General features: G+C 62.2%; 24 protein-coding genes. 10 read left to right on the plus strand and 14 right to left on the minus strand.

Translation table 11 applies throughout. The features are described from left to right. Nucleotides 1-144 precede the first annotated feature (144 nt). The 7 genes from ACTJK0_RS07265 to ACTJK0_RS07295 all read right to left on the minus strand — a co-directional run bounded on the left by ACTJK0_RS07265 (nt 145) and on the right by ACTJK0_RS07295 (nt 8,952). Nucleotides 145-1,842, minus strand: a complete 1,698-nt coding sequence (locus ACTJK0_RS07265) for a DUF2142 domain-containing protein (protein WP_146228542.1) — start codon at nt 1,840-1,842, stop codon at nt 145-147. Then, entirely contained in the window at nt 1,839-2,900 is a 1,062-nt protein-coding gene (locus ACTJK0_RS07270) for a substrate-binding domain-containing protein (protein ID WP_440744127.1), read from the minus strand. Before ACTJK0_RS07270 ends, ACTJK0_RS07265 begins: the two co-directional genes overlap by 4 nt. 69 nt (nt 2,901-2,969) lie before the next feature. Then, nucleotides 2,970-4,943 (minus strand): DUF6541 family protein, encoded by a 1,974-nt coding sequence (locus ACTJK0_RS07275; protein WP_440744126.1) that lies wholly within the window; start codon nt 4,941-4,943, stop codon nt 2,970-2,972. Continuing rightward, nucleotides 4,940-6,172: a polysaccharide biosynthesis C-terminal domain-containing protein gene (locus ACTJK0_RS07280; protein WP_110541111.1), complete on the minus strand. Its 1,233-nt coding sequence runs from the start codon at nt 6,170-6,172 to the stop codon at nt 4,940-4,942. The genes ACTJK0_RS07275 and ACTJK0_RS07280 overlap by 4 nt, the downstream gene beginning before the upstream one ends. A 27-nt stretch (nt 6,173-6,199) precedes the next feature. Next, a complete protein-coding gene (locus tag ACTJK0_RS07285; RefSeq protein WP_440744125.1) occupies nt 6,200-7,243 on the minus strand; it encodes a hypothetical protein in 1,044 nt (347 codons plus the stop codon). 54 nt (nt 7,244-7,297) lie between these two features. Continuing rightward, entirely contained in the window at nt 7,298-8,233 is a 936-nt protein-coding gene (locus ACTJK0_RS07290; protein ID WP_440744124.1) for a glycosyltransferase, read from the minus strand. Beyond that, a complete protein-coding gene (locus tag ACTJK0_RS07295) occupies nt 8,233-8,952 on the minus strand; it encodes a glycosyltransferase (RefSeq protein WP_440744147.1) in 720 nt (239 codons plus the stop codon). Before ACTJK0_RS07295 ends, ACTJK0_RS07290 begins: the two co-directional genes overlap by 1 nt. Nucleotides 8,953-9,144: 192 nt before the next feature. Here ACTJK0_RS07295 and ACTJK0_RS07300 point away from each other — a divergent pair, with 192 nt between their 5' ends. Further along, on the plus strand, nt 9,145-10,026 hold the full coding sequence (locus tag ACTJK0_RS07300) for a glycosyltransferase family 2 protein (RefSeq protein WP_440744123.1): 882 nt from the start codon (nt 9,145-9,147) through the stop codon (nt 10,024-10,026). 86 nt (nt 10,027-10,112) lie between these two features. Here the strand turns inward: ACTJK0_RS07300 and ACTJK0_RS07305 are convergent, their stop codons facing one another. Genes ACTJK0_RS07305 through rfbB form a run of 4 tightly spaced genes read right to left on the minus strand, consistent with a single transcriptional unit; the run spans nt 10,113 to nt 13,662 of the window. After that, nucleotides 10,113-10,499, minus strand: a complete 387-nt coding sequence (locus ACTJK0_RS07305; RefSeq protein WP_110541106.1) for a DUF2304 domain-containing protein — start codon at nt 10,497-10,499, stop codon at nt 10,113-10,115. A gap of 8 nt (nt 10,500-10,507) precedes the next feature. Then, the gene (locus tag ACTJK0_RS07310) at nt 10,508-11,233 is read right to left on the minus strand and encodes a glycosyltransferase family 2 protein (protein ID WP_110541105.1); all 726 of its coding nucleotides are present in this window, start codon (nt 11,231-11,233) and stop codon (nt 10,508-10,510) included. Then, on the minus strand, nt 11,230-12,660 hold the full coding sequence (locus ACTJK0_RS07315) for a sugar nucleotide-binding protein (RefSeq protein ID WP_440744122.1): 1,431 nt from the start codon (nt 12,658-12,660) through the stop codon (nt 11,230-11,232). Before ACTJK0_RS07315 ends, ACTJK0_RS07310 begins: the two co-directional genes overlap by 4 nt. A 3-nt stretch (nt 12,661-12,663) precedes the next feature. Continuing rightward, on the minus strand, nt 12,664-13,662 hold the full coding sequence (rfbB, locus tag ACTJK0_RS07320) for a dTDP-glucose 4,6-dehydratase (protein WP_110541103.1): 999 nt from the start codon (nt 13,660-13,662) through the stop codon (nt 12,664-12,666). A gap of 55 nt (nt 13,663-13,717) precedes the next feature. On the opposite strand from rfbB, the gene rfbA reads away from it, so the two are divergent. Beyond that, on the plus strand, nt 13,718-14,587 hold the full coding sequence (gene rfbA / locus ACTJK0_RS07325) for a glucose-1-phosphate thymidylyltransferase RfbA (RefSeq protein WP_110541102.1): 870 nt from the start codon (nt 13,718-13,720) through the stop codon (nt 14,585-14,587). A 107-nt stretch (nt 14,588-14,694) separates the two neighbouring features. Here the strand turns inward: rfbA and ACTJK0_RS07330 are convergent, their stop codons facing one another. Further along, entirely contained in the window at nt 14,695-17,604 is a 2,910-nt protein-coding gene (locus ACTJK0_RS07330; protein WP_440744121.1) for a GH25 family lysozyme, read from the minus strand. A gap of 326 nt (nt 17,605-17,930) precedes the next feature. Here ACTJK0_RS07330 and ACTJK0_RS07335 point away from each other — a divergent pair, with 326 nt between their 5' ends. The 8 genes from ACTJK0_RS07335 to prfB all read left to right on the plus strand — a co-directional run bounded on the left by ACTJK0_RS07335 (nt 17,931) and on the right by prfB (nt 24,026). Next, on the plus strand, nt 17,931-19,154 hold the full coding sequence (locus tag ACTJK0_RS07335) for a CpaF family protein (RefSeq protein ID WP_440744120.1): 1,224 nt from the start codon (nt 17,931-17,933) through the stop codon (nt 19,152-19,154). Then, nucleotides 19,151-20,008, plus strand: coding sequence for a type II secretion system F family protein (locus ACTJK0_RS07340; RefSeq protein ID WP_440744119.1), 858 nt, complete (start codon nt 19,151-19,153; stop codon nt 20,006-20,008). Before ACTJK0_RS07335 ends, ACTJK0_RS07340 begins: the two co-directional genes overlap by 4 nt. Beyond that, nucleotides 20,005-20,946, plus strand: a complete 942-nt coding sequence (locus tag ACTJK0_RS07345) for a type II secretion system F family protein (protein WP_110541100.1) — start codon at nt 20,005-20,007, stop codon at nt 20,944-20,946. Before ACTJK0_RS07340 ends, ACTJK0_RS07345 begins: the two co-directional genes overlap by 4 nt. A gap of 75 nt (nt 20,947-21,021) precedes the next feature. Continuing rightward, entirely contained in the window at nt 21,022-21,315 is a 294-nt protein-coding gene (locus tag ACTJK0_RS07350) for a hypothetical protein (RefSeq protein WP_110541099.1), read from the plus strand. Nucleotides 21,316-21,318: 3 nt separating this feature from the next. Further along, nucleotides 21,319-21,735 carry a TadE family protein gene (locus ACTJK0_RS07355; RefSeq protein WP_440744118.1) on the plus strand — a complete coding sequence of 139 codons (417 nt, stop codon included), beginning with the start codon at nt 21,319-21,321 and terminating at the stop codon, nt 21,733-21,735. Beyond that, a complete protein-coding gene (locus ACTJK0_RS07360) occupies nt 21,716-22,333 on the plus strand; it encodes a TadE/TadG family type IV pilus assembly protein (protein ID WP_440744117.1) in 618 nt (205 codons plus the stop codon). Before ACTJK0_RS07355 ends, ACTJK0_RS07360 begins: the two co-directional genes overlap by 20 nt. Before the next feature lie 38 nt (nt 22,334-22,371). After that, complete coding sequence (locus ACTJK0_RS07365; RefSeq protein WP_110542061.1) at nt 22,372-22,776, plus strand: pilus assembly protein TadG-related protein; 405 nt, start codon at nt 22,372-22,374, stop codon at nt 22,774-22,776. A gap of 128 nt (nt 22,777-22,904) precedes the next feature. Beyond that, nucleotides 22,905-24,026 carry a peptide chain release factor 2 gene (gene prfB / locus ACTJK0_RS07370; RefSeq protein WP_110541097.1) on the plus strand — a complete coding sequence of 374 codons (1,122 nt, stop codon included), beginning with the start codon at nt 22,905-22,907 and terminating at the stop codon, nt 24,024-24,026. A gap of 93 nt (nt 24,027-24,119) precedes the next feature. Here prfB and ACTJK0_RS07375 read toward each other — a convergent pair whose 3' ends face one another. Continuing rightward, nucleotides 24,120-24,863 carry a polyprenol monophosphomannose synthase gene (locus ACTJK0_RS07375; RefSeq protein WP_440744116.1) on the minus strand — a complete coding sequence of 248 codons (744 nt, stop codon included), beginning with the start codon at nt 24,861-24,863 and terminating at the stop codon, nt 24,120-24,122. Nucleotides 24,864-24,957: 94 nt separating this feature from the next. Next, entirely contained in the window at nt 24,958-26,625 is a 1,668-nt protein-coding gene (locus ACTJK0_RS07380; protein WP_440744750.1) for an amidohydrolase, read from the minus strand. Nucleotides 26,626-26,651: the final 26 nt, after the last annotated feature.

The following is a 26,651-nucleotide window of genomic DNA, read 5'->3' on the forward strand; positions in this document are numbered from 1 at the left end:
GTTGGTTTCCCTGGCCGCGCCCATGCTTGGCACAGGGGCCCACGGCGCTTTCCGCCTTGATTCTCTGGTGCTACGGCAGCGCCCATTACCTTTGAAAGCGTCACGACAAGGCGCCATGAACCGGCGGGAATGACTCCTGTCAGCCTAGTGTTCGTGCCGCAGGGTTCCGCCGGCACTCAATTGCGCGCCGGGTGCAGAAGGAGCACCTGACGGAGCAGGCTCCCGACCGATGGTTTCTTCTGCCTTGTCTGCCACAGGCCCTGCACTGGGCTGGATTCTGTTGCTCCGGGACAGGGTTCCCTTCGTCAGGGGAACTCCGGGGTGAAGATAACGGAACAGGAGCAAAGCTCCGGCCGCTGTCACTATCAGGTACAGGACAGTCAGGGGCAGCCAGCCCATGGGCGGCTGCCAGTGCGGTGACGAAAACAGGGTTTGCCAGTTGGCTATTTCGCTGATGCCGACGACATAGCGGCGCAGGACGTAGACAAAGGCCAGCGTGTGGCAGGCCACGATGAGCCAGAAGACGACCCGGGAAATTCGCAATGCCAGAGCGCCGCCGGGAAACCGCAGCTTCCGCAGGCCAAGCCCCACGCTGATGAACAGAACGACCACCAAGGGAAGCGTGTAGCGGCCCTGCCAAATGAATCCCATTCCGCGCCACAATGCGGTCTGCAGGAGCGCCGGGACCAGGTACAGCATGGCCAGCGCCACCCAGTAACCTGTCCAGTTGCGCAGAGGACGGACGCAGAAGGGGACCACAAGGCCTGCAATCATGAGGCCTCCCCAGACGAGCGCAACCAGTTCGGGGACCGGCGTGTCCAGCCAGCCCATCGTGCCGATGTATTGCGGGAAGAAGTCGTAAGTCTGGTCAAGCATGATTATGAAGCCCCTGTAAAGGGGGGCGTCGGGATGTGGGCTGGCAATACCTTCCGGAGCGACCCCCACGTTTGCGGGTCCGTTCGCTGCGATGTACATCCACAGCAGGCCCAGGAGGGCTCCCGGAACTGCCAGTGCCACCGCCGTCAGTACTCTTCGGTCACTGAAGACGGTCACGACCCTGCGCAGCTTGAATGAGCAAACTCCGATGATGAGGGCACAGAGCAACCACACCAGCGATATTTGCCGGGCATTTGCGAGCACCACTGTTGCGGCAGCGACGGTCGCCAGGGCGGGCAGCACGCGTTTGGTACCCCTTCGGTTGTCCAGGACGACGACGAAACCTGAGAAGGCAGCCATTGTGGCGGCAATCTCCAACGAGTTGGGGTTGATGCCCCCGCCGAGGAACAGAACCATGGGGGTCATGGCAAGGGCTGCGACGAGGACGGCGTACTTTGGTCGCCGCAGCTCTGTCAAGGCTGTGAACCCGGCGGCGAAGAACAGCGCGCACAGGAGTGCGCTGACGAGGCGCATGCCGTAGATTGCGGGGGCGCCGGACATAAACAGGGTAGGCAGCCCTACTATCCAGTAGTACATCGGGTTGTAGGAGCCGGCGGACGTTACACCAATGTTGGTGAAGGTGTCGTCGACGTAGATGGGCGCGGCGCAGTCGGCCGCCTGTGCCCTGTTGAACTTGTAGCAGCTTTGGGCGTGAAGACTGGCGATGTAGTTGGGAACGCGGACGTGCACACCGTGGCCGAATGAGGTGCCGTCCTCAACCAGGACCTGGCCCCGGACTACGGCTGCCGCCTTGATCGTGTGCGCCGGTTCGTCGGGGACGCCCATCAAGGGTGTTGCCAAGGCCCAGAGACCAAACAACAGGAAGAAGATCGCCGTCAGGAGCGCGAAGGTGGGAAGGGGCCGGGGAAGGGAACGTCCGCGAACACTTCTTAGCAATAAACTCACTGTCCGTCTCCAATTGCATTGACGAGGGCGCGCCCTTCGTTCACCGCCTTCTTGCTTGGCGACATGACGAAGGCGAATGCATTCGCGTTCTTTTGTGCTTCTTCGCTGAGTACGCTCTGACCGAATGAGCGGGCCAGCCGGCCCATTCGGTCATTGGTGTACTCCCTGCACATGTATATGTAGATAACGGTGCCCAGGCCATAACCCGAGCGCCCGTCGAGTGCCTGGGTGACGGCGTTCGATGACGCGGTTACGTTTCCCGTGGACACGGCGTCGACGACAGAGGATGCCTGCAGCCGCTGGGGCTTGCCGTCAAAGACAAGCTGGGCAGCGACGAACCTGTTCCCGATGATGCTTCCGTCAAGGATGGAGATGCCTCCGTTGGTGTCATCCAACTTGTTCGCGAGATCCAATGGGGGAGACGGTGTTTGCCCCTTTACACTGCCCGGCCAACGGTCCTGGGCAGCCGGATTCCAGTCGGTTCCCGCGTCCTTGAGGTAGGAATTAACTGGACGGGCAGTGTCCGCGGGCCCCTGCTGCACGAGAACAGTGATGGCAACGTCAGGAAGAACATTTTCCGGGTTCAGGGCCGCGATTCTGGGATCGTTCCAGCGGGTGATGCCCCCCTGCAGGATCGCCGCAAGGGTCTTGGCGTCCAGGATCATGTCGTTTACGCCCTTGAGCTTGATGGCAACGCCCACGGGCAGGACGCCGGCAGCCAGTGACATGGCCCCTTTGGTTGTGCACATGCCCCGGACCGCGGTAGCCTCGCTGTCCGTGAGCGGGGCGGATCCCACAGCGAACTGCGACTGCCCGTCCTGGAACGCTTTCAGCCCGGCCGCGGATCCGTCGGGGGAGTAGCTGACGTAGGTCCCCTTTACCGAGCTTCCCCACGACAGGCCCCATGCACTGACTGCTCCCTGGCCGGCGTTGCTTCCGATTCCGGTCAGGGCACCCTCGATGGTCCCCGGAGGCATGGTTGCGCATGCAGACAGGGGCAGGAGTGCGGACAGCAGGAGCGCGGCACTGATTTTAGTTCGTCGAGAAACGGGAATCACCTATCCAGCCTAATGGTCCGGCGCTCCAAGTAAGGGACACGGCTGACGCCACACCGGTGAACGCCCCAGTCATCCACAACTGGAAATCCGGTAGAGCCGTGCGTCCTGGCCTTGCGAATCCACGAGGGTCAATCCGTTGGCCTGTGCAAGGTTGGTCAGCGCCGGGTACTTTTCGGACCCTGGCAGGTCAATCAGGTACCGGGACCCGAAGTCCAGGACGTATTGCACGTTTTTATTGTGGAGGGCGGTGCAGACGGCAGGGTTGCCTGCTGCGTCTCCGAGCTTTTGATTGATGAGGTCAGTCTCCGGGTCGTCCGTTGAAAACAGATGTGTTGTCAGGACGCGGCGCCCGGTATAAGCGTAAGCGAGGGAGCTCCCGTTCCATGGATTGTCAGCTATGACTGCATCGGACGGGACGTGGGTTGGAATCCGCTGGATTAAAGCCAGCTCATCGGGTGTCAGGAGCTCCGATTGCTCGTCGAACCGGTAGACGGACGATGCGCCTTGGATGTAGTGGGCCAGCGGGCCTGCGAACGACGCGAGGAGGGCGAAGACCACCACAGCGGCCGTGGACAGTACTGTTTTCCCGTTCGCGCCTGTCCGGGCGATGGAGGCCTCCCAGGTGCGCCACGTCCGCGCTCCCCGGCACGAGCTTCGCGCGGAGTCCCATAAACGCAGACCTCCGATGACGGCAAGAGGGGTCAGAAAAAGGGGCAGGAGTGCGGCGAGGCGGTAGGTGTCCTGGTACCAGGTGCCGATCAGGATGTCCCGGATGCTGCCTTTCGGGAAAGACGCCGCAACGATATAGAGCCCTCCGAGTACGGCGTAGCAGGCAGCCATCCAGCGCCACTTCCGTACTTTGAAGGTGGTGAGGAGACCGTAGACCGACAGGATGGAAACCACCACGGCCGGTATGGCGGATTGCATCGTGCTGGCGGTGAGTATTTCCCCGACGGCGGCGCCCGGCTTCACGGTTGGTCCCCAGTTGTCATAGGGGGCAGGGCGCAGCTTCAACCACAGGACCGCGGCGACAGCGAGGATCCCGACGGTCCCGCCAAGGAACAGCCACGCTCCGGCGGGGTTCACCCGCCACATGTCCCTGCGCGGCATGATCCGCCACCACAAAATGGCCAGGATCGGAAGGGCAAGCGCCACCGTGATGTTGATGGAGCTCGTGTGGGCGAATGCGAGACCTGCCAGCGACAGCACCAGTGCCGCTGCCCAGCTGAGAAGTGGTTCCGTCCGTGTACGCCCGATGCGGACCAGCGCTGCGAGTTCCGCTATCACGACCGGCATCATGCTGAGGGCCATGGCGTAGGGGAAAAGAGGGCCCCAGACAATCATGAGGAACGGGAAGGCAACCTGGGTGCCGGCGACCACCGCGGTTATGATGAGGGCCGCCGGCCTGCGCGAGATGGTCTTCGTGACGAGGAACAGGCAGGAGGCTGGCCAGAGGAGCGCAACAATGACCAGGTTCAGGACGTTCTCTGCAGTAGGAATATCCACTGAAGCCAGCTGCACCAGGAGGGCTGCAAAGGAATGCCACGCCGCAGGGTAAACCGCGTCAAGGCCCTGCACTCCCTGAATCGAAGCCAGCGTCAGTGATGATGCGTTTCCAGTGTCGAGTATGAAGCGGATGGCATTGAGGTGAAACACATTATCGAAGACTTGTGAGGGGTGGTCGGGTGACCCCACAAGCTGGATGAAGCGCCATGTCATGGGCAGCGTCGCCAGGGCAAGCGCAGCGAAGGGAAGGACCGTCCGCCAGTTGGGGGTTCTCAGCCGCCAAGGGATGCGATGGGTCAGGACCAATGCCCCGGCGGCGAGAACCGCGCTGACGAGAAGATACGGCAGGATGTTCCAGGGCACGTGGAGGAGCCCGCCGAGAACTCCGGCAAGTCCGGCGGCTGCTGTTGAGAGCAGTGGGGCGATGCCAAGGATCCCGCCCAACCGGAACTTCAGGCAGGACGCGATGGCGGCACCGGGAACATACAGGAGCAGAATCGCGACCGCCGACGCCGGAAGAATGGTCAGCCAGTTCACGACGGTATTTCCTCAGTCCTGTCCTCCGGCGACGTCTCCCGCAGCAGCCGCATGATGGCGCGCAGCTGTATGAGGGTTACCGCAATCTCGCCCACCGCTAGCCCGAGCGCGCCGCCCGGGCCGCCCATCAGGTGCGCCAGGATGACCATGGCCGGGAGCCCGACAAGGGCCCCAGTAATGGTGCTGGAGAAAACCACCCGCATCTGTTTGGCAGGCACCAGCCAGTGCGCTCCCGTGGAAGTTGTCACACAGACGAGGAGGAACGACAAACCGAACCAGAAACAGGTCCAAAATTCAGCTGCGTAAGCTGCGCCAAATATGGTGGCGCTGACCCACGGGCCAAGGAGGGACAGGATCAGCCAGCCTGCTGCGCCCAGGACTGACAAAGCCAGAAGAGAGAACCTTCGCCGCTCCTTGTGGTCCGAGCCGAACTCGTTGACCCAGCCTTGAAGGCTGTTACCCAACGCGGCCGTGGCGAGTTGCCCAATGCGGTACAGCTTCTCCGCTGATACGAACGCAGCCAACCCGGAGGCGGAGACAGCAGCCTGCACCACAAGGACGGGGGTGGAAGCATACGCTCCTGCGGCGACGGTCACGCCCGCTCCGCCCCTCAGCTCCCAGATTTCCCGAATCACTGTGCGGGGAGTCAGCCCGTGGAAGTCCGCCCGTTGAGCGTGATCCTTGTTGAACCACAAGGTTCCTGCAAGGCCGAGCAGCAGCAGCGCCAGTGGGTAGAGGAAGATCCCGCCGGTCGCGAACAAGAGCGGGATGACGCCCAGAGTCGCGACCATACGGGGAATAACGTCATACTTTGCGATCCTGCCGGCGTGCCCCGTCGCTATGCAGTACCAGGCCGGAGTAAGCCCTGCCGCCGCCTGGGCACAGGCCATCAGGAAAGCGACCCAGAACTGCTCTTTAACGCCCGTCAACGAGAGGACGCCTGCCATAAGGGGAACGGCGCAGATAAAGACATAAAATCGGGTAACGAAACTGGTGGCGTAGAGTCGGCGGCGGGTAACGGCGTCGCTTTCTGAGGCGACGGCGGCAGGACCTGTCAATGGCCACCCGAGCCCGATGACAATTGCCGCGATTGCCCCTACAGCCTGGCCCACGGCCAGGGAATTCCAGGCCGGCGGTCCACCCACTGTGGCGATGATGGGCAAGAGGATAAATGACGCCAGCGAGGCGAGCAGGGGCAAACCGGCGAAAGCCGCGATTCTTTTGATCATGCCGTCGTCCCGGCCGTGGTGCGTCGGCTACACGTAGTCATAGGCATCCTTGCCCAGGCGGCCGTTGACGAAGACGTCCTCAACCTCCCGCTTGAACCTGGATCGTTCGTTGAGGATGGTTTCGCGGTAGCTGCCTTGTTTCGCCACTTCCTGCTCGAAGTTGGCGATGAGCCGCGGCAGCATGGCTGCAGCGGTGGCAACCTCGGTATCTCCCGGCGTGATCTTGTGTTCCCAGGGAATAGGAACGTCAGCGTAGAAGGCGCCGGATCCGCGACGGGCCACGACGGTCAGGGCGCCGGAAAGTGTTGCTTCCCGAGGCATGCGGTCTTTACCGGGGTGGTGCCCCAGGTCCAAATAAACGCCGCATTGCTGCAGGGTCGCAACAACCTCGGCGCGGGTCATACCAACGATTGGCTGCCACTCGATGGTGGGTGGACTCGCCGCCTTAACCGCATCGATGATGTGTCCGCCCTTGGCGGGATTGTAGGTCACCAGTTGGCGGTTACGCTCAGCGGTGGCCGCGGCCTGGAATTCCTCCGTGGGGGTGTAGTCGGAGACCAAGGAGGGCACGACGTCCAACCTGGTGGCAACAAAGGCCCACGCATAGGAGGACTGCACGAGGTGGATTACGTCCTTGTCGGTGCGCAGCTTTGCCGGGGTCACGCCGTTCTTCCACATCCGCGCGAAGGGGACTGCGGCTTCCTTGGCCTTTTCAAATAGGCCGGCCGTGCTCCGGTACCACATGCGTTCGGCCATGAAGGTCAGCGAGTTATCAATGCTGAGCCACCAGCACATGCGACGGGCCTGCTTGATATGGGACACCTCGTGGACGTAGGTCTCCGGATAGACCACCACGTTTTCGGCGGAATCGACGATTTCAGTTGCCTCCGGGGCATCGTAAATCCCGTACTGCTCCACGCGCTCATTGCCTGCCGTGTGCGGATGGGGGACCAGGTAGGCGTCCTGCCCGAGCTCACGCAGCATATCGACCAGCTGATGGAGCGCTTCGGGCCCTCCTGTGCGCAAGCCGCGGTGATAGAGGACAAAGATTGATCCTGAGTTGGTGGTCATGAGTATTCTTTCGATGTTGACCGGGCAGTTCAGAGGAATGAGGGGAACTGGCGCTTAGCGCAAGCGGGCGGCAAGGTCGTCGTCTATCTTGCCCATCCTTTGACGGAGTGCGTCCCGGATGCCGGCTGCAGCGGCAATCGCGTGCTTGCGTCTGTTGGGACCGAATCCGAAGCGCACAATGTTGCTTTGGATTTCCATGTAGATTCTGCGCAGAACCCAGGCCGGCTGTTTCAGGGCATATCGGCGTGCAAGTGTCAGCGAGTTGCGGGTGATGTAGTAGACCCGGAACGGCGCGTGGTAATAGATGTAGAGCTTCTTGGGGCCGATGTGCGCATGCCAGCCGAGCAGCTTCATCGGTCGTGAACTGCCGAGGCTGTGCTCGAGATTACAGCCCCGTCCTGCCAGTGCACGAAGTCCGTGCTCCCTGAGCCGCGCATTGAATTCAGAATCTACGCAATCGATGAAGAACCCTTCGTCGAAGAGGCCCACTGCATCAAACGTGCTTGCCCGCACCAAGGTGCCGCTGGTCATGGGGTCGAAAATCTGGGGCTCGTCCCGACTGCCCCACACCGGGAGGGAAATATGATTGTGCGACTCCGCGCACACCATCCCTACGCTTTGCGGGTCACGGGACGACGCAACGGTGGCCAGCGCCGCACCGACGTAGTCTCCCGTGAACCTGGAGTCCTGGTCCATGGTGACGATCCACTCCGGGTTCCAGCGCTCGAGTGCTTCCTTGATTCCTGTGTTCAGGGCACGGGCAATCCCGGAATTGGTGGCGAGGCGCAAGACAACCGCCCCCGCCTGCTCCATCTCTGCCAGGGCTTCTGACACGTCGTCGCGCGAGCCGTCGTCCACAACGACGACGTGGGCGACGAAGCGCAGCAGCCACTTCACGTTGGCGACATTTTCTGCCGCGGGGTTATAGGCCGATACAACTCCACACACGTTGGGGTGGGGACTCGTCGGCGTGGGCTCGGGCTGCACCATCACGCCTGCCTCGTCTGCCGGGAGCGTCGCACGGCAACGTAGACGTTCCGCAGGAAGGCAATCCGTGCCCGAAGTATTTTTGAGGCTGAGCGGATACCGTGGGGCGTCAGGTTCTCGCCGTGAAGTCTGTGCAGGATGGTGTCTTCTTCCATGTAGACGATGGAGCGGTTGACGTTGCCCACAGTTGCCAGCCACTGGTCGTGGGATTCATTCATGTAAGGCGGGAACGGCAGTGCCTGGGCCAGAAGGTTCCGCCGAACGGCCATTGCGCACCCCCAATGGAGCCGGTAGCCGACCACGATGCCCAAGAGGTTGCGCAAGTAGTGGGTCGAGTCCTTTGCACGTAAACGAATCTCATGGAATGAGCCGAGGGCTCCATCGAAGTGCCTGCAGTTACTCACCACCATGTTTTTGCCGTCCAGGGCCGAAATCATGCTCTCCACACGGCCCGGCAGCCAAACATCGTCCTGGTCCGAAAGGAAGACGAATTCTCCCCGTGCCTCCCCGAGGGCTCTTTCAAACGTTGCAACATACCCGCGGTTTTGTTCGGCATCGATCAGCCGGATGCGGGCATCCGGAACAGCGGCGACGAGGGCAGCAGTGTCGTCGGTGGAACAGTCGTTCACTACAACGATTTCGTCGTAGGGGCCGAGTTCAGGAAGGATCGAATCGATCTGCTCCCTGATATGGCGCGCGCCATTGTAGGCAGCCATGCACACGCTGATGCGCGGCTGGGTGGTTGTGGGCTCCAAAAGTAATTCTCCTCACTCCGGGCGGTGCCAGCGGGGCGGGCAGGACCCCATGCAGTCTAGCAAGCCATGCCTGACGGGCCCGACAGGGGCCGGTCAACTATAATCGTGGGGAAGCCGCCGAGTTCTTCGAGCGGAGCCCACGGAAGGAATCCCAGGTCCATGACCGTTGACGTAATGCTGCCCTACTACGGCGATGTCGATCAGATGAAGCTCGCAGCCCGAAGCGTGATGAACCAGGAGAACGAAGACTGGCGGCTCATCGTGATCGACGATGGCTATCCGGACCCCGAGCCGGAACGCTGGTTCTCGACGATTACTGACCCTCGCGTTACGTACCTCAAGAACGAGAAAAACCTGGGTGCCAACGGCAACTATAAGAAGGCCCTGACCATGGTCGAGGCGCCTTACGTGGTCATCATGGGTGCAGACGACGTCATGCTGCCCAACTACCTGGACGTGGTAGTGGACGCATTCGAGACCTATCCGCATGCCAGTGTCGTCCAGCCCGGGGTCCAGGTCATCGATGAAAAGGGCATTGCCCGCATCCCTTTGGCTGATGCAGTCAAAAAGGCCTACGCGCCGAAGACCCGCGAGCGGATTGAGCTCAAGGGTGAGCAGATGGCTACCAGCCTGGTACGTGCTGACTGGGCATACTTTCCGTCGTTGGCCTGGCGGTCGGAGACCATCGTGCGGATCGGCTTCACGGACGGCCTGGACGTCGTCCAGGACCTGGCCCTGCTGCTGGACATAGCGGCGGAAGGCGGCTCCCTTATCGTGGACCCCACATTGTCGTTCCTGTACCGCAGGCACTCGGCCTCAGATTCATCCGTGCGTGCCCTGGACGGGCGGCGCTTTGACGAAGAGCGGCGCTTCTTTGAAGGGCAGGCCGCCCGTTTCAAGGAACTGGGCTGGAACCGCGCTGCCCGCGCAGCGTCCTTCCACACCACCTCGCGGCTGAACGCTGCGTCCTTGGTGGTCAAGTCTGTGGCCATGGGCAAGGTGGACTCCCTCCCGCGGCTGGCAAAGCACATCTTCGGCTGACCGATCGCATAGGAAAGGGAGCGCCCCGCGGGGGTCGCTCCCTTTTTTGTTTGGTCCGCCTGGCCAGGCCCGGGCAAATCCTCCTGCTACGCAGCGGGGCCGGCAGTACCGTCCTGTCGCGGGTGCGAACCGACGCTCTGCTGCAACGCCGAAAGCTCAACCTTCAACAGGGCCACCTCCTCGCAAAGAATGCGCACCTCGTCTTCGGCCTGCGACTGCTCACGGGACAAGTGAAGGCATACCCCGACAAGGAGGACCAGCGTGGTGATGAAGAGGAGGTTCGCGGGGACCTGGATTCCGAGCAGGCCACTGGCTTGCTCAAGCAGCGCGGGAAAAGCGGCCAGCAGCAGCGTGCCTATGCCGATGACGATCCAGAGAACGGCGTATTTCTCGCGCAGCTTCTGCCGCCGCAGCATTTCGAAGACGAAGAAGAGAATCGCCACGACGACGATGGAGCCCATAAGGAGGGACATGTGGATTCCTAGTTGGTCGAAGGTGTGGACTTCTTGCGCGTCAGCGCGAACAAGAGCGCCATCCCTGAGCGGCCAAGGTAGATGGCGGCCTTGATGGGGTCATGGCTCGGGGTGCCTCCCTGACGCTCCCTCATTGAAACGCCGACCTGGCGGACAGTGCAGCCTGAGCGGATCGCCACGACCAACGAATCGATCGTGTCGCCCAGGTACTCGGCGGGATAATGGTCCAGGTATTGGCGGATCGCTTTGGTGTTCGCTGCGCGGAATCCGGAGGTCACGTCGGTGAGCTTGGTCCGTGCCAGCCGGGATATTGTCCACGCCAGCACGTTCATCGCCCACTTTCGGGGGCCGCGAACGGTGTAGTTGCCCGCATCAGCGAACCGTGCACCGATGGCGATATCGGCCTCCCGCAATCCATCGAGGACTGCTTTGATGTCCCGGGGGTCGTGTTGTCCATCCGCGTCCACTTGGATGACCTGCCGGTACCCATGCATCTGGGCATATTTGAAGCCAGTCCTCATGGCACCACCGACTCCCATGTTGAACGGCAACTGCACAACTGTGGCGCCGGCTGCGCGTGCCACCCGGGCAGTGTCGTCACGGGAGCCGTCGTCAACCACCAACACGTCGCATGCCGGTCCGAACTCAAAGACTTCCGCAATGGTGTTGCCGATGGCTTCGGACTCATTCCAAGCCGGCATGATGACCAGGGTGTCGTGGCGTGCTTCGGTCATGCTGAATGTCCGCTCGTGATCGAGTTAACGTACTCGGTCAGGCGCGACCCAGCTGGCGGTGCTTCGAATCCGGCAGCCCTGATCTTGGAAAGGTCCAAGACACTGTTCAGCGGTCGGGGCGCAGCATCCTTTCCCTCGAAGTATTCCTTGGTGCTCACGCCCGTTACGGCGGTCCTGCTTTTGCCTGACAATTCGTAGACGTCGGCTGCGATGTCCGCCCACGACTGCGGGTCACCGTCGTTGCTCAGGTTGTACGTGCCATATTCCGCGCCGGAGTCCAGCAGATGCCGGATACCCGCCGCGATGTCGTCGGTGAAACTGAGCCGACCGTACTGGTCGTTCACCACAGAAGGCTCTACTCCGCGCGACGCGAGCGAGGCCATGGTGCTTACGAAGTTGGCACCGTCCCCAATCACCCAACTCGTGCGGACGATGTAGTGCCGGGGGACCACGCTGACGACTGCATCGCCGGCTGCTTTGGTTTGCCCGTAAACACCAAGCGGCGTCAGCGCTTCAGACTCTGCATGGACTTCCTTTGCGCCGTCGAAGACGTAGTCAGAGGACACGTGTACCAAGGTGAGGCCGTGCTCAATGGCAATCCGTGCAAGTTGCGTCAACGCCGTCACGTTTGTGGCCCAGGCGGCCGCCCGGCCTTCGGAAGTCTCGGCAGCATCCACTGCTGTGTAGGCTGCCGCATTAATGACAGTGGAATAGTTCTTCCAGTTGCGGTCCTCAAAAGCGTCCGGGCTGCCGAGGTCGAACTCACTGCGCGATGCAAACTCAACGGAACTTTCGCCGTCGTACTTCTTCCGCAGTGCCTTACCCAGCTGGCCGTTGGCCCCGATCACGAGGGTCTTCTTCGGTGGCATGGGCACGACGTCCGCGAGGCGGGGGTGCGCCTTGTCCTTGTCGGACAGTTCGGCGTCGGAGAGCGGGATGGGCCATTCGATAGCTACGGTTTCGTCCGCAAGGTTCAGGAAGGTGTACTGACCCTGCGCGTCCGCGGACCAGTGGTCGTTCACAAGGTAGGTGTAAGCCGTATTGTCCTCGAGCGTCTGAAAGGCATTGCCCACGCCGCGGGGAATGAAGATGGCCTGGCTGGGGTCAAGTTCGGCCGTGAAGACCGTGCCGAACGAAGGTCCTTCACGGAGGTCGACCCAGGCTCCAAAGATTCGGCCTGTGGCAACCGAAATGAACTTGTCCCACGGCTCGGCATGGATCCCGCGGGTGGTTCCGGCCTTCTCGTTAAAGGAGATGTTGTTCTGAACGGGGCGGAAGTCAGGCAGCCCGAGCGGCACCATCTTCTCCCGCTGCCAGTTCTCCTTGAACCATCCCCGGTTGTCACCGTGGACCGGAAGATCATACAGAACGACGCCGGGAATGGGTGTTTCGTGGGCAGCAAGCTTTTTCGAAAACTCCAAAGACATGGGTTACTGTCCCTGTTCCTTGTACTTCGCTTCTGTAGCGGCCTTCTGCGGGCGCCACCAGTCCTCGTTATCGCGGTACCAAGCAATGGTGGCTTCGATGCCTTCGTCGAAGTTGGAGAACTGCGGCTCCCACCCAAGCTCATTGCGCAATTTGGTGGAGTCAATGGCATAGCGCAGGTCGTGCCCGGGCCGGTCGATAACGTGGTCGTAGGCATCCGCGGCTTGGCCCATGTGCTTGAGGATAAGTTCAACGACCTCTTTGTTGTTCTTCTCCCCGTCGGCCCCGATCAGATAGGTCTCGCCGATTTTGCCCTTGGCGATGATCGCCAGCACGGCCGAGGAATGGTCGTTGGCGTGGATCCAGTCCCTGACGTTCTCACCCTTGCCATAGAGCTTGGGGCGGATCCCGTCGATAACGTTCGTGATCTGGCGGGGAATGAACTTCTCCACGTGCTGGTAAGGACCGTAGTTGTTGGAGCAGTTGCTGATCGTTGCCTGGAGGCCGAAAGAGCGTACCCATGCCCTTACCAGGAGATCGGAACCCGCCTTGGTGGACGAGTACGGGCTTGACGGGTTGTACGGCGTCTGCTCGGTAAAACGCTCGGGGTCATCCAACTCCAGGTCGCCGTAGACCTCGTCTGTGGAGATGTGGTGAAAGCGCTTGTTGTGCTTGCGTGCTGCTTCGATCAGGGTATACGTGCCGATGATATTGGTGTCCAGGAACGGGCGCGGATCGTGGAGTGAATTGTCGTTGTGCGACTCGGCAGCGTAGTGAACCACGACGTCGGAACCGGCGACGAGACCGTCGACAACGGACGGATCCGCGATATCGCCTTGAACAAAGGTGAACCGTTCCTGCGGAAGTCCCTGCAGTGACTCAAGGTTGCCTGCGTAAGTCAGCTTGTCCAAAACGGTGACGTGGTCTTCGGTGTTTTCCAAAACGTAGTGGACAAAGTTTGAGCCAATGAAGCCGGCACCGCCGGTAACAAGAAGTCGCTGCATAATTCCCAAGACTACCGGATTTGCCGCTGCTCTTAGCTAAAGGAAAGATGGGTGCATGCGCGGAATAATACTCGCCGGCGGTACCGGCTCGAGGCTCCACCCCATCACCTTGGGCGTCAGTAAGCAGCTGGTCCCGGTATACGACAAACCAATGATCTACTACCCGCTCTCCACCTTGATCCTCGCGGGCATCCGGGACATCCTTATTATCACCACGCCCCATGATGCGGAACAGTTCGAACGGCTCCTCGGTGATGGCTCCCGCTTTGGCGTCTCTATCACCTACAAGCAGCAGCCTTCTCCCGATGGCCTCGCCCAAGCGTTTGTGCTGGGTGCCGAGCACATTGGCGACGACACCGTTGCCCTTGTCCTGGGAGACAACATCTTTTACGGACAGGGTATGGGCACGCAGCTGCGCCGTTTTGAAGATATAGACGGCGGAGCCGTTTTTGGGTACTGGGTGGCAGACCCTAAAGCGTATGGAGTGGTGGAGTTCGACTCCACAGGCAAGGCCATCTCGCTTGAGGAGAAGCCGGAGAGGCCGAAGAGCCATTACGCTGTGCCGGGCCTTTACTTCTATGACAATGACGTCGTGGAAATTGCCCGGAATCTCAAGCCTTCGGCAAGGGGCGAACTTGAGATCACCGACGTTAACCGCACGTACCTGGAGCGCGGGAAACTGCAGGTGGAAATTCTCCCGCGAGGGACGGCCTGGCTCGATACCGGTACTTTCAACGATCTCAACGACGCGTCCAACTTTGTTCGCACTACCGAGAACCGCCAAGGGTTGAAGATCGGGGCGCCTGAGGAAATTGCCTGGCGGCTGGGTTTCCTGACAGATGACGAGCTCAGGGAACGGGCCGAACCCCTGGTGAAAAGTGGCTACGGGTCGTACCTCATCGATTTGCTTGAGTACGGTCACTGACTACCCGAACACGGCATGTGCCGGGATTGACCGCAAATAAGTGAAGGGCCTGAGCCCGGTGGATACCGGGTTCAGGCCCTTTCTTATGTCGCAGGTAGTTGTCGCAGTCAGTTAAGGCGAATTGTCGCTCCGCCTGCTGCCGTCCAGCTTATGCTGCCGCCCTGGAAGGTCTGGCTGCAGGCCGTCTTGTCGGAGGAACAGGTTTGGCCGCCCGTGGGGTACGCGAGTTGGCCGTTTTCGAATCCCTGGCTTGCCCAGCGCTGCTGGATGGGCCCGGGCAGCATCAATTGCGCCCCGCTCGTTGCGGACCACATCACGGTTCCCTTTTCGAAATTCTCGAAGCATCCACCGTTCCTCAGCCCGCAAATGGCTTCGCTGGTGGGATACCCGAGGGATCCGTTCTCGTATCCCGTGGTGGCCCAGCGATCCCTGATAGGCGTCGACATCATGGCCTGCGCTCCCGTGGAGTACGAGTACATGATGGTCCCCTTGGCGAAGTTCTGGAAGCATCCGCCATTCCTGAGGCCACAGATTTGTGCACTGACTGGATAGCCGAGCTTTCCGCCCTCGTAACCGGTGCTTACCCATTCGTCCCGGACAGGGCCGAACATGACAGCATTCGCGCCGGATTGGGGGGACCACATTGCTGTTCCATTGAAGTAGTTTTGGAAGCATCCGCCGTCCACCAAACCACAAATCACATTGGAGGCCGGATAGCCAAGGACACCGTTCTCGAAGCCCGTCTTTTGCCAGAGGTCCCTGATGGGACCCACGAGGCTCGGCTGTGCACCGGTCTGAGGAGAGTACATCAGTGCTCCACCGGCAAACATTTGGAAACACCCACTGTCCTTCAGTCCGCAGTATTGTGTGGATGTCGGATATCCCAGGCTTCCGGATCCCCAGCCCAGGCGCTCCCATCCTGCGGCCATTGGGCCGGCAGCTACCGTTTGCGGGGCAGTCGTTGCCGAGTAGGCTACAACGCCCTGCTCGAACGACTGCCGGCACTCCGTCTGAACTGCCCCGCAACTTGCCCGGCTGGTGGGATAGCCGAGCCGGCCATTTTCGAATCCGGACTTCCCCCAGTAATCCAGGATTTTGCCCGTCAGTGCGTAGGCACCGGTGGTGGGCGAGAACATCACTGTCCCGCTTTGGAAGAGCTGATAGCAACCACCGCCCCGGAGCCCGCACACCTCCCCTGCGACGGGGAATCCGATGGGTTCACCATTACTGCGGGCAGTTTTCCAGGCTTCGCCGATACCCATGAAGACGGGCCAGGCGCCGGATGTGGGCGTCCACCCGATGACTCCACCGCTGAAGTTTTGAGTGCAGGAAGACGTGGTGCAGAGGGCCTCGCCGTTCGGGTATCCGAGCAGGCCATTTTCGTACCCTGCGCGCGCCCATGCATCCAGAATTGGACCTGTCCTGACTAGCCGTGCTCCGGTTGTCGGACTCCAGAGAACCGAGCCTGCCTGGAAGAGCTGGAAGCAGCCCCCGGACTTGAGTCCGCAGGTTTGATTGCTCAGGGGATAACCCAGTCCACCGTTTTCGTAACCCTGCGCCGCCCAGTAATCCCGGATCGCGCCGAATGGTACTTGTGCAGCCACCGTACCCGGCGACCACATTATTGACCCGCCCTGGTAGTTCTGGAAGCATCCGTTGTTCTTGAGCCCGCAGATGACGCCGGAAACCGGGTAGCCCATCTGTCCGTTCTCGTAACCGCCGGCAGCCCACGCGTCCCGTATCGGCCCAATAAGGCTAGGCTGCGCGCCCGTTGACGGTGACCACATCACAATGCCTGTCTCATACCCCCGGAAACAGCCCCCGTCCCGGAGTCCACAGACGGTCTCCGAGGTCTGTGCTTTTAGGGACGGCATTGAGGCGCGAAGGGCATCTATGGCGCGGATGGCTGCCGGTGGAATTCCGCTGGAAGCAAATGCTTTGAGGCCTGCGTAGTCGCCGTTCCAGACATTGGAGTCACCCGCGAACGGCCCGGTGCTGCTGTACTGCCAGATGCTGTAGGTGCCCCAGCTCCCCGTCGGAATGGCGCCGGCGTCGTTCGTGGCCGAGTAGGGGTAAGCAGCGACCCAAAGCGGATATTCCCCGAGACCGGTGGGGTTGCCTAGGCACTGGTTCCACCAACTCGTATTCGTGTAGATGACGGGTAGTCTTCCGGTCAGCGACTGCATGGTATTGCCAAAATCCTGGACCCAGGAGGTCAGCTGAGCCTGGGACATGCCGTAGCAGGTGTCGCCGAAGTAGAAGCCGTTGATGGTCCGGCCCTCATAGGGGTTGAACTCGAAGTCAAGAACCGGCGGCATTGTGTAGCCATCCCCGGACCATCCGCCGCCGTTCTGGACAAAGTAGCGTGCCTGGTCGGCGCCGGAGGACCAGTTGGGGATGGCGAAGTGGTAGGCGCCCCGGATCATGCCAACGTTTCGCGCGCCCTGATACTGAGCTCCGAACAGGTCATTGGTGAAGTAGTTTCCCTCCGAAGCCTTCACGTAGGCGAACCTTGCACCCATGTTCCACTGCTGCTGCCAGTCGACGTTGGTCTGGTGTCCGCTGACGTCCAGTCCCTGTACGCCGAAGGAGGGCATCCACGTGCCCTCTGTTGCAAGCGATTCCGCATTCAGCTTCTGAACAGCGCCCGACGGGGACGCCGAGGTCACCCGCTTGGACCGTTGTCCCATCTCCGCTCCACCGGGGCCGATTGCCTGGGCCATCGATTGCGCAGCTGCCGTTGTCGGCGAAGAGGCTGCAGGGGAAGGCTGTGGGGAGGACGTCGTTGTCGGTGCCGGTGCGGGAACTGTTGGTGCCGGTCCGGGAGTTGTTGGTGTGGGGGACGGCGTTGGGGTCGCAACCGGCGAAGCGGCGGCAGTCTGCGAGGGTGCCGGACTGGGCTCGACAGCGGAAGCGGCTCCCGTTAGGCCAGGGCCGATCAGCAACGAGACAGCCAATAGGCCAGCCCCGAAGGACGTCATGATTGGGCGACGGGACTGAGACAGGTTCCGCTTCATATGTGCTCCGGAGACAATGCGGCGCTCCCCAAAGCGCCTCTTTGGATACTGCTCAGGCGAATTCCCCCAGGAAGGCACCTGATAGTGCTATTTCGATAAATAACGCGCTCACCTTAGCACCAGTGTTACTGGGGTAACTAGTGATTCTGATGTTACTCGTGTGAATCTTGCGCAGGTCCATGCCAAATCTTGAGGTCCTGCCCGAATCCTGCACGTTCCTGTTTATCCACATTGCTGCATCGATGACTTGTTGCCGGAGTCACCTCTACTTAGGCTGGACCCAGTCGCACTGCCTCCGCCGGGGGCGGCAGTCGTTTGGGGGACAAATGGACGCGCTGGGAATAGTCGAGGACGAAGTCCGCGAGCTGATCCGCCGCCGCGGGCTGGATCCGTTGAGGCAGGCAGGCGAGGTCCGCCGGTTGGTCGAAGCCGCGGTCTCGGACTATGACGAGCGCGCGTTGTTGGGACCGCTTCCGCCGCTGGGTCCGCTTGATGCAGCCCGGCGGTTCCTCTTCGATGCGGTGGCAGGGTTTGGAGTACTTCAGCCGCTCCTGGATGACCCCACGGTGGAGGAAATCTGGCTCAACGCACCCAATGAGATCTATGTGGCGCGCAACGGCGAGTCCGAGCTGACTTCGCTGAGCCTCTCGGAACAGCAAGTGCGGGACCTTGTGGAGCGGATGCTTAAAAGCTCCGGCAGACGACTGGACATGTCGTCACCGTTCGTCGATGCCGCTTTGCCGGACGGTTCACGACTGCATGTTGTGATTCCCGATGTAACCCGCCGTCATTGGGCCGTCAACATCCGCAAGTTCGTTGTGAAGGCCAGCCGGCTCGAACATCTTGTCGATTTGGGAACACTGACACCGCAGTCGGCGCGCTTTCTCGGTGCCGCAGTATCCAGCGGACTCAACATCCTGGTATCAGGAGCGACCCAGGCAGGCAAGACAACCATGCTGAACTGCCTGGCAGCCAGCATTGGAAGCCGGGAACGCGTCATTACGGTGGAGGAGATCTTCGAACTGCAGTTTCCGCTCAGGGACGTGGTAGGTCTTCAATGCCGCCAACCCAACCTGGAAGGTGAAGGTGAAATTCCGCTCCGCCGGTTGGTGAAGGAAGCGTTGCGAATGCGCCCGGACCGCTTGGTGGTGGGGGAGGTGCGGGAAGCGGAGAGCCTGGACATGCTGATAGCACTCAACAGCGGTCTTCCGGGCATGTGCACCGTCCACGCTAACTCGGCCCATGATGCCGTCACCAAGATCTGCACGCTGCCGCTACTCGCAGGGGACAACATCTCCAGCGCCTTCGTCGTGCCGACGGTCGCCTCCTGTATAGACCTCGTGGTGCACTGCAGCAGGCACCCCGATGGAACGCGGCAGGTCACCCAGATCCTTTCGCTGGGCCGGCGTGTGGAAAATGGCATCATCGAGTCGTCGTTAGTCTTCGCCCTGGACAACGGAGTCCTGCAGGCTTGCGCCAACGCCATGCCGGCGGCAGAGAAATTCTCACGGGCAGGCTATGACGTGGCCGCACTGCTGGATCCGCGATGATGTCCGCTCTCATGGGCACCACCGCGGGTATCGGTCTCTTCCTTATTTGGTGGTCCTGTTGGGAAGTGCCCGACCGCGGAAACAGGGAACGCAAGCCTGGCCGCCTCGCCGAGCTGCTCGCCGGGGCGGGTGTAGATAAGGTCTCAGTCCGTGGCCTGGTCGGCACGTGCCTGGGGCTCGGGGCTTTCGTTGCACTCGTGTTCTTCGGGTTTAGCCGCTCGTGGCCCCTTGCCGTCTGTTTCGGGCTATTCGGTACGTGGTTGCCAATCACTGTCCTCCGATGGCGGGCGAAGAAGAGAAGGGCAATGCTGCGCCAGCTTTGGCCCGACGTCGTCGACCACCTTCGATCCGCCATCCGGGCGGGTCTGCCCCTGCCTGAGGCCCTCATTCAGCTTGGCGATAAGGGTCCTGAGGAATTGCGTCCCATCTTTCGTGAGTTCGGTGCCGACTACCGGGCCGGCGGCCAATTTGATGGCTCCCTGAACAAACTTAAGCAGCGGCTGGCGGACCCGGTGGCTGACCGCATTGTCGAGGCGCTCCGGCTGACACGGGAAGTGGGTGGCTCGGACCTGGGGAAGCTCCTGGGCACGCTTGCCGAATTCCTCAGGGAGAACTCCCGTACCCGAAGTGAGCTTGAGGCGCGGCAGTCGTGGACCATCAGTGCGGCGCGGCTGGCCGTTGCGGCGCCGTGGATCGTGATGATCCTGCTCTCGACCAGGCCTGAAGCCATCAGGGCCTACAACACGCCCGTGGGCGCCGCGGTCCTGCTCGGCGGCCTGGTGGTGTCACTCATTTGCTACACCGCAATGCTCAAAATTGGTGCCCTGCCGCAGGATGAAAGAGTGCTCCGATGATCATGGTTAGCCCTGCAGCAGTGATCTGCGGCATCGGGTTTGGTCTTGGGCTATGGCTCGTGATCTTCCGGGCGCCTCCAATGCGCGCCATGACGCTGTCTGAACGTATTGAGCCCCAGCTGAAGTCGCACAACCTGGAATCGCGCCTCCTGGTGGCGGGTGAGCAGAACTTGACTCCTTTCGGCCCCCTTGGACGGATCCTCCGTCCTGTCTTGAAGGATTGGATCTCCTCTTTGGGGAAGCTCAATCCCTCGCCGGGGGCTACCGGGCGGCGACTCGCGCAGGCAGGAATCAATAAATCACCCCTCGACTTCCGTGCAGAGCAGTTGCTGTGGGCTGCGGCCAGTTTTGTCGCCGCACTGATGGTCGTCCTTCTGGGAGCAGCAGCAGGCAGGTTCAGCCCTGTTCTTGCGGCAGCAGTGATCCTCGGCAGCTCTGCGGGCGGCTTCGTGCTTCGGGACTATTGGCTCGGCGTTCAAGTCCGCCGCCGGGAAGGGCGGATGATGGCAGAGTTTCCCAGCCTTGCAGAGCTCATGGCGCTCGCCGTGGGCGCAGGGGAGAGCGCAACGGGAGCATTGGACCGCGTTTGTCGGAGCGCCACCGGTGAACTTTCAAAGGAATTTTCAAAGATTCTCGCTGAGACAAGGGCTGGAAAGCCTTTGGTCCTCGCCCTGCAGGAATTCTCCGCCCGCACCGACCTCCCGCCTTTGGTCAGGTTCGTTGACGGCATCATTGTCGCGGTGGAAAGGGGGACACCCCTGGCGGACGTGCTTCGTGCGCAGGCACAAGACGTACGTGATTCAGCTAAACGGGACCTCATGGAGGCTGCAGGCAAGAAAGAGATCGCAATGATGGTCCCGCTGGTCTTTGGAGTCCTTCCCCTAACCGTGGTGTTTGCGGTCTTTCCCGGCATCGCCGCCATCAATCTGGGCTTCTGAACGGCAAAAGGAACGGAAGCCCGCAGCTTTGAGTACCTATCCAAACTCCCATTCCGCAACCAGACAGGACGCACGATGAAATCCATGGGAACCCGTTGGCTGATGCTGCTTCTAGGCCTCGCGGCCTTACTGCAGCCCAATCGGACCAGCCCCGCAAGGTCGCGGCGCCTTCGACGCTACCGGTTTCACGTCCTCCGGAGCGTTCCGTTATCACCGTCCCGCGCCGGTGATAACCCTGAGCGCGGTGACGTCCCGGGGTGGGTGATGATCACCTTGATGTCCGCGGTCCTGGTTGCGGCCCTGCTTGCGCTTGCCGGACCAGCCCTTGAGGCCATGTTCAACCAGGCTATGGACAAGGTGGGGAACTGATCCATGAGAGCGTACGCTCCCGGCCTGGGGGCGCCGCCGGAGCTGGCCCGGCCGGGTGAGCAGGGTTCAGCGGTAGTGGACTTCGTCTTGGTCGGTGGGCTGCTGACGATGTTCTTCCTCGCGGTCATCCAGTTGACGCTGGTGTTGCATGTCCGGAATACCCTTATCGATGCTGCTGCGTCCGGTGCGCGGTACGGGGCGCTTGCTGACCGCAGCGCCTCCGATGCCGAGGAGCGGACAAGGAGCCTCATTGGTACAGCCCTGAACCAGAGCTTTGCTGAACAGGTGAGTATCCGGGAAGTGACGGTGCAGGGGATGCGCACCCTTGAGGTCACAGTTCGGTCTCCCATGCCGGTCATCGGGTTGATCGGCCCGAGGGACATGCTGGAGGTGAGGGGCCATGCTGCTGTCCAACCCTGACCTCTCCAGCTTCAATCCGTTGTCCAGGCACAATCCACCTCCTGCTTCCACCGAACATCGCACAGGGCTGGCACGGGCAGGCGGCGGGGCAGGGCAGGTGATTTTCCGGAAGACGGCTGAGGGTTGTGGAATGGACGGGGTGTTGCGGTGGCTGGCAGGCGGGGAGGAATCAGGCTCCAGGCAGCCCCCGACAGACGAACAAGGCAGCGCGGTGGTCGAGTTCGTATTCCTTGCCCTCCTGCTCATGGTCCCGCTGGTCTATTTTGTTATTACCGTCGGCCAGATCCAGGGCGGCTCCTTCGCCGTCGTGGGCGCCGCGGACCAAGCCGCGAAAGTGTATGTTGCCCAGCCCGATGCTTCGACCGCCCAGTCGACTGCCGAACAGGCCGTGGCCCTCGCGCTTTCCGACTTCGGCCACCAGGTAGAACGGGCCAGCCTGGTCACCACCTGCAATCCCTCCGACTGCCAGGCTGCCGGGACGACCGTGACAGTGACCGTCAGCCTCACCATCCCCCTTCCGTTCGTACCCTTCGCCGAAGGGCTGACGGCCACCCGGGTGGAAGCCTCTTCCACCCAAATCGTGGGCAGGTACAGGTGAACCGCAGGGAACCGGATGACAGCGGACAGGTGCTGGTGATGATTCTTGGCTACGTTCTCCTTGCACTCTTGGTCGCGACAGTGGTCATGGGCATCTCCGCCGTCTACTTGGAGCACAAGCGCTTGCTGTCACTTGCGGATGGAGCGTCCCTTGCAGCTGCCGACAGCTACACACTGGGCGAGGTCGGCTCACAAGGTGGAACCCCGTCAGCTGTACTCAATCCTGCCCGGGTCCGTAACGTGGCTGCCGACTTTGTGGCCAGAAGTCCTGCATCCCAGCGTTTTTCCGCACTGGCCGTGACAGGGGAGACGGGAACACCGGATGGTTCCACCGCCGTGGTGGTCCTGTCCGCCGCCGTGCACCCGCCCGTGGTCAACTTCCTGATTCCCGACGGTATCCGCATTGAAGCAACATCGACCGCGCGTTCGCGGTTGACCCGGTGAACGGATGACGCGACGAACAGTTGACTCTATAGTTGCCAGCCCCGTGCAGGCGTGACCCGCCGGGGTCGGGCGCCCCGACGTACCTGCGCGCCGGGCCGTATCCACCGATAGCGTAGGCTTAAACCACCATGGCCAATATTGATTTTTCCGCTGAAATCCGTGCGCTCCGCGCCACCTACGAGTCCATCGAACGCGTCAGCGATGTGGAGACACTCAAGGAAGACATCGCCGAACTCAGCGAACGGGCAGGGGAACCGGACCTGTGGGATGATCCCGCGGCCGCCCAGAAAATCACCTCCCGCCTCTCACACCGCCAGTCGGAGCTTGAACGCCTCACCAAGCTCGAATCCCGGATTGACGATCTGGAAGTCCTGGTGGAACTCGGGCAGGACGAGGACGATGCCGACTCGATGGGGGAGGCCGCCACCGAACTCGAGTCCATTAAGAAGGCCCTCAAGGAACTGGAAGTCGTGACACTGCTGTCCGGCGAGTACGACGAGCGCGAAGCCGTGGTGTCAATCCGCGCGGGCGCGGGGGGCGTGGACGCGGCGGACTTTGCAGAGATGCTGCTCCGCATGTACCTTCGCTGGGCTGAACGGCATGGCTACCCCACGACCGTTATGGATACCTCCTATGCGGAGGAGGCCGGCCTGAAATCTGCCACGTTCGAAGTCAAAGCGCCTTACGCCTACGGCACGTTGAGTGTGGAAGCCGGCACCCACCGCCTCGTCAGGATCAGCCCGTTCGACAACCAGGGCCGCCGCCAGACCTCGTTCGCCGCAGTGGAAGTCATCCCGCTGATTGAACAGACAGACTCCATCGAGATCCCGGACAACGAGATCCGGGTGGACGTGTTCCGTTCGTCCGGCCCGGGCGGCCAGTCGGTCAACACCACCGACTCCGCGGTCCGACTGACCCACATTCCCACCGGCACTGTAGTTTCCATGCAGAACGAGAAATCCCAGCTGCAAAACCGTGCCGCTGCCATGCGCGTCCTGCAGTCGCGGCTCCTGCTGCTGAAGAAGGAGCAGGAGGACGCCGAGAAGAAGGCCCTGGCTGGCGACGTCAAGGCGTCCTGGGGCGACCAGATGCGTTCCTATGTCCTGAACCCGTATCAGATGGTCAAGGACCTGCGCACCGAACACGAAGTGGGCAACACGTCAGCGGTGTTCGACGGCGAGATCGACGACTTCATCGATGCCGGCATCCGTTGGCGTACGGATAACCGCAACGCCGCCAACAACAACTGATTGCGGCCGCGCTCTCAACAAAGGAACTGCCCCGGCATCGGGATGCCGGGGCAGTTCTTTGTCGGTGGCACGAAAGGATGGCAGTCTCCGGGTCTATTTCCTGTCCGCGGAGCCGCGGCGCCGAAGCGTGTTCCAGCGGGCGGTGAGTCCCCATTTGGTGACGTTGATCATGGCTTCGATGACGATGTTGCCGCTCATTTTGGAGGCGCCGAGTTCGCGTTCGACGAAGGTGATGGGGCGTTCTTCGATGCGCAGGCCCAGTTTGGCCACGCGCCAGGCCAGGTCCACCTGGAAGCCGTAGCCGACGGAGTCGACCTGGTCGAGGTTGAGTTTTTCGAGGGTGGTCCTGCGGAAGGCGCGGTAGCCGCCGGTGACGTCCTTGATCGGCAGGGCGAGCATCAGCCGGGCGTAGGCGCTGCCCACCCGGGAGATCGCCTGGCGGTACAGGGGCCAGTTGACCACGCTGCCGCCGGGAACCCAGCGGGAGCCCATGGCCAGGTCGGCGCCCTGCTCCACGGCTTCGAGCAGCTGGGGCAGTTGTTCGGGCTGGTGGGAGCCGTCTGCGTCCATTTCCACCAGGACGTCGTAGCCGGCGTCCAGGCCCCATTTGAACCCGGCGATGTAGGCGGCGCCCAGGCCTTCCTTGCCCTTGCGGTGCAGGACGTGGACCTGGGAGTCCTCGGCGGCGAAGCCGTCGGCGAGCTGGCCGGTGCCGTCGGGGCTGTTGTCATCGACCACCAGCACGTCCGACGCCGGAACGGCCTTGCGAAGGCGCTGGAGCGTCTTGGGCAGCGATTCCAGTTCGTTGTAGGTGGGAATGATCGTAAGGACGCGCACAAAAGGCCTTCCTGGTGGATGTGGTCGGAGCACCGGAAGCCGGACATGCCGGCGCGGGGCGCAACTCCCCATTATAGGGCGGAGGATTCCTGGGTCAGGAACGCAGGGCGGGGCTGGCGAACAGTTCGGTGCCATCTTTCACGGTTTGCAGGCACACCGGATCCGAACCGGTGTCCAGGGCCGGCAGCAGCGGTGTCCTGGCCCGCGGGTCGGTACTCCACGACTGGACCCGCCCATCAGCCACCTGGACCATCAATTCCTCCACGTCCCACACCGCAAAGCTGGCAGGCGCCCCGGGTACGAGCTGCCCGGCCATGGGGTTCGGGTGCCGTGCGGCCCGCCACCCTGCACGGGTGTGCCCCAGGAACGCCGCGCGGGCGGAAATGCGTTCGTCCGGGTTGTGGTGCTCCACGCAGGCCCGCACACTTGACCAGGGGCGCAGCGGCGTGACGGGGCTGTCACTGCCGAAGCACACCGGCACGCCGGCCGAGTAGAAGGCGGCGAACCGATTCATTGCCTGGCTCCGCTCACCCAGCCGGCGCTCATACAGGCCGTCCGCTCCGCCCCACGCTGCGTCGAAGGACGGCTGGGCACTGACGGTGACGGAATAATGGGCCAGCTTTGCCACGGCCGCGGCATCAGCCATCTCCACATGCTCAAACCGGTGGCCTGCGGCCCGCACCTTCTGCTCCCCCACTTCCCGGGCCGCAAGGTCCAGTGCCTCGAGGGCGGCATCGAGGCCGGCATCGCCGATGACATGGAACCCGCCCTGGATCCCGGCGAGGGAACAGGCGGCAAGATGGGCTGCAGCCTGCTCAACGGCCAGGTAGAGGGTGCCACGTTCCTGCGCGGCGTCACTGTAACCGGAGCGAAGGGCAGCCGTGCGGGAACCGAGCGATCCGTCCATGTTCAAGTCGCCCGCCAGCCCGCGGAGCCCTGCTCCGAACTGCGCAACCAGCGCCCGCGCCTGTTCCTCCGTGGAAACCAGTTCACCCCAGTACGGCAGGACCTCCGGATAGGCCGAACCACCCGTTTCAGGGTCGTTCCAGCCTGCCGCCATCCTGAGGTCCCCGGAGCCGCCGATGTGCGGTGCACCCATCTCGGCCAGCGCAACGTACCCGTTGGCCGCTGCTTCCGCCAGGGCACGGGCCTGGTGCCGCCTGAGCGAGTCCTGCGGCATCTGCCGCGTCGCCAGCCGGGCAGCTTCGTGGGCGGCACGCGTTACCCGCGCGCCGCCGTCGTAGCCGTCCTTGCCGCCAAGGTCCGCTGACTGGGCCAGCGACGTCGAAACCAATGCGGAATGCACGTCCACGCGCGAGAGGTATACCGGCCTGCCGCCGGACGCGCGCTCCAGTTCTTCGGCGCCCGGCAGTGTGGGATCCGCCCAGGTGCTCTCGTCCCAGCCGTGGCCGAGCACCGGACCCTCGCCGCCGGCAGCGGCGACCGCGTCCAGAAGTTCGCGGGCCGAGCCGGCGGTCCGGAGCTGCAACGACTCCAGGGCGATTCCGGTTTCGGTCAGGTGCATGTGCGAGTCCACGAATCCCGGCGCGACCAGGGCCCCGCGCAGGTCGATGATATCCATGGAACTGTCCGCGATGGAGGAAGCCGCCTGCTCGGAGCCAACCCACGCGACGGTGTCGCCATCCACCAGCATGGCCGTCGCGAAGGGGTCCGCCGCGGTGTACACGGATCCGTTCCGGTACAGCACCGGAGCGGGCCGGGAGGTGGCCTTGGGGTCTGACGTGGCATCGGGAAGGGGCATAACGGGCAGGACTCCTGGGGGTAGGG

The sequence above is a fragment of the Paenarthrobacter sp. 22069 genome (genome assembly GCF_052046035.1).
GTDB lineage: Bacteria > Actinomycetota > Actinomycetes > Actinomycetales > Micrococcaceae > Arthrobacter.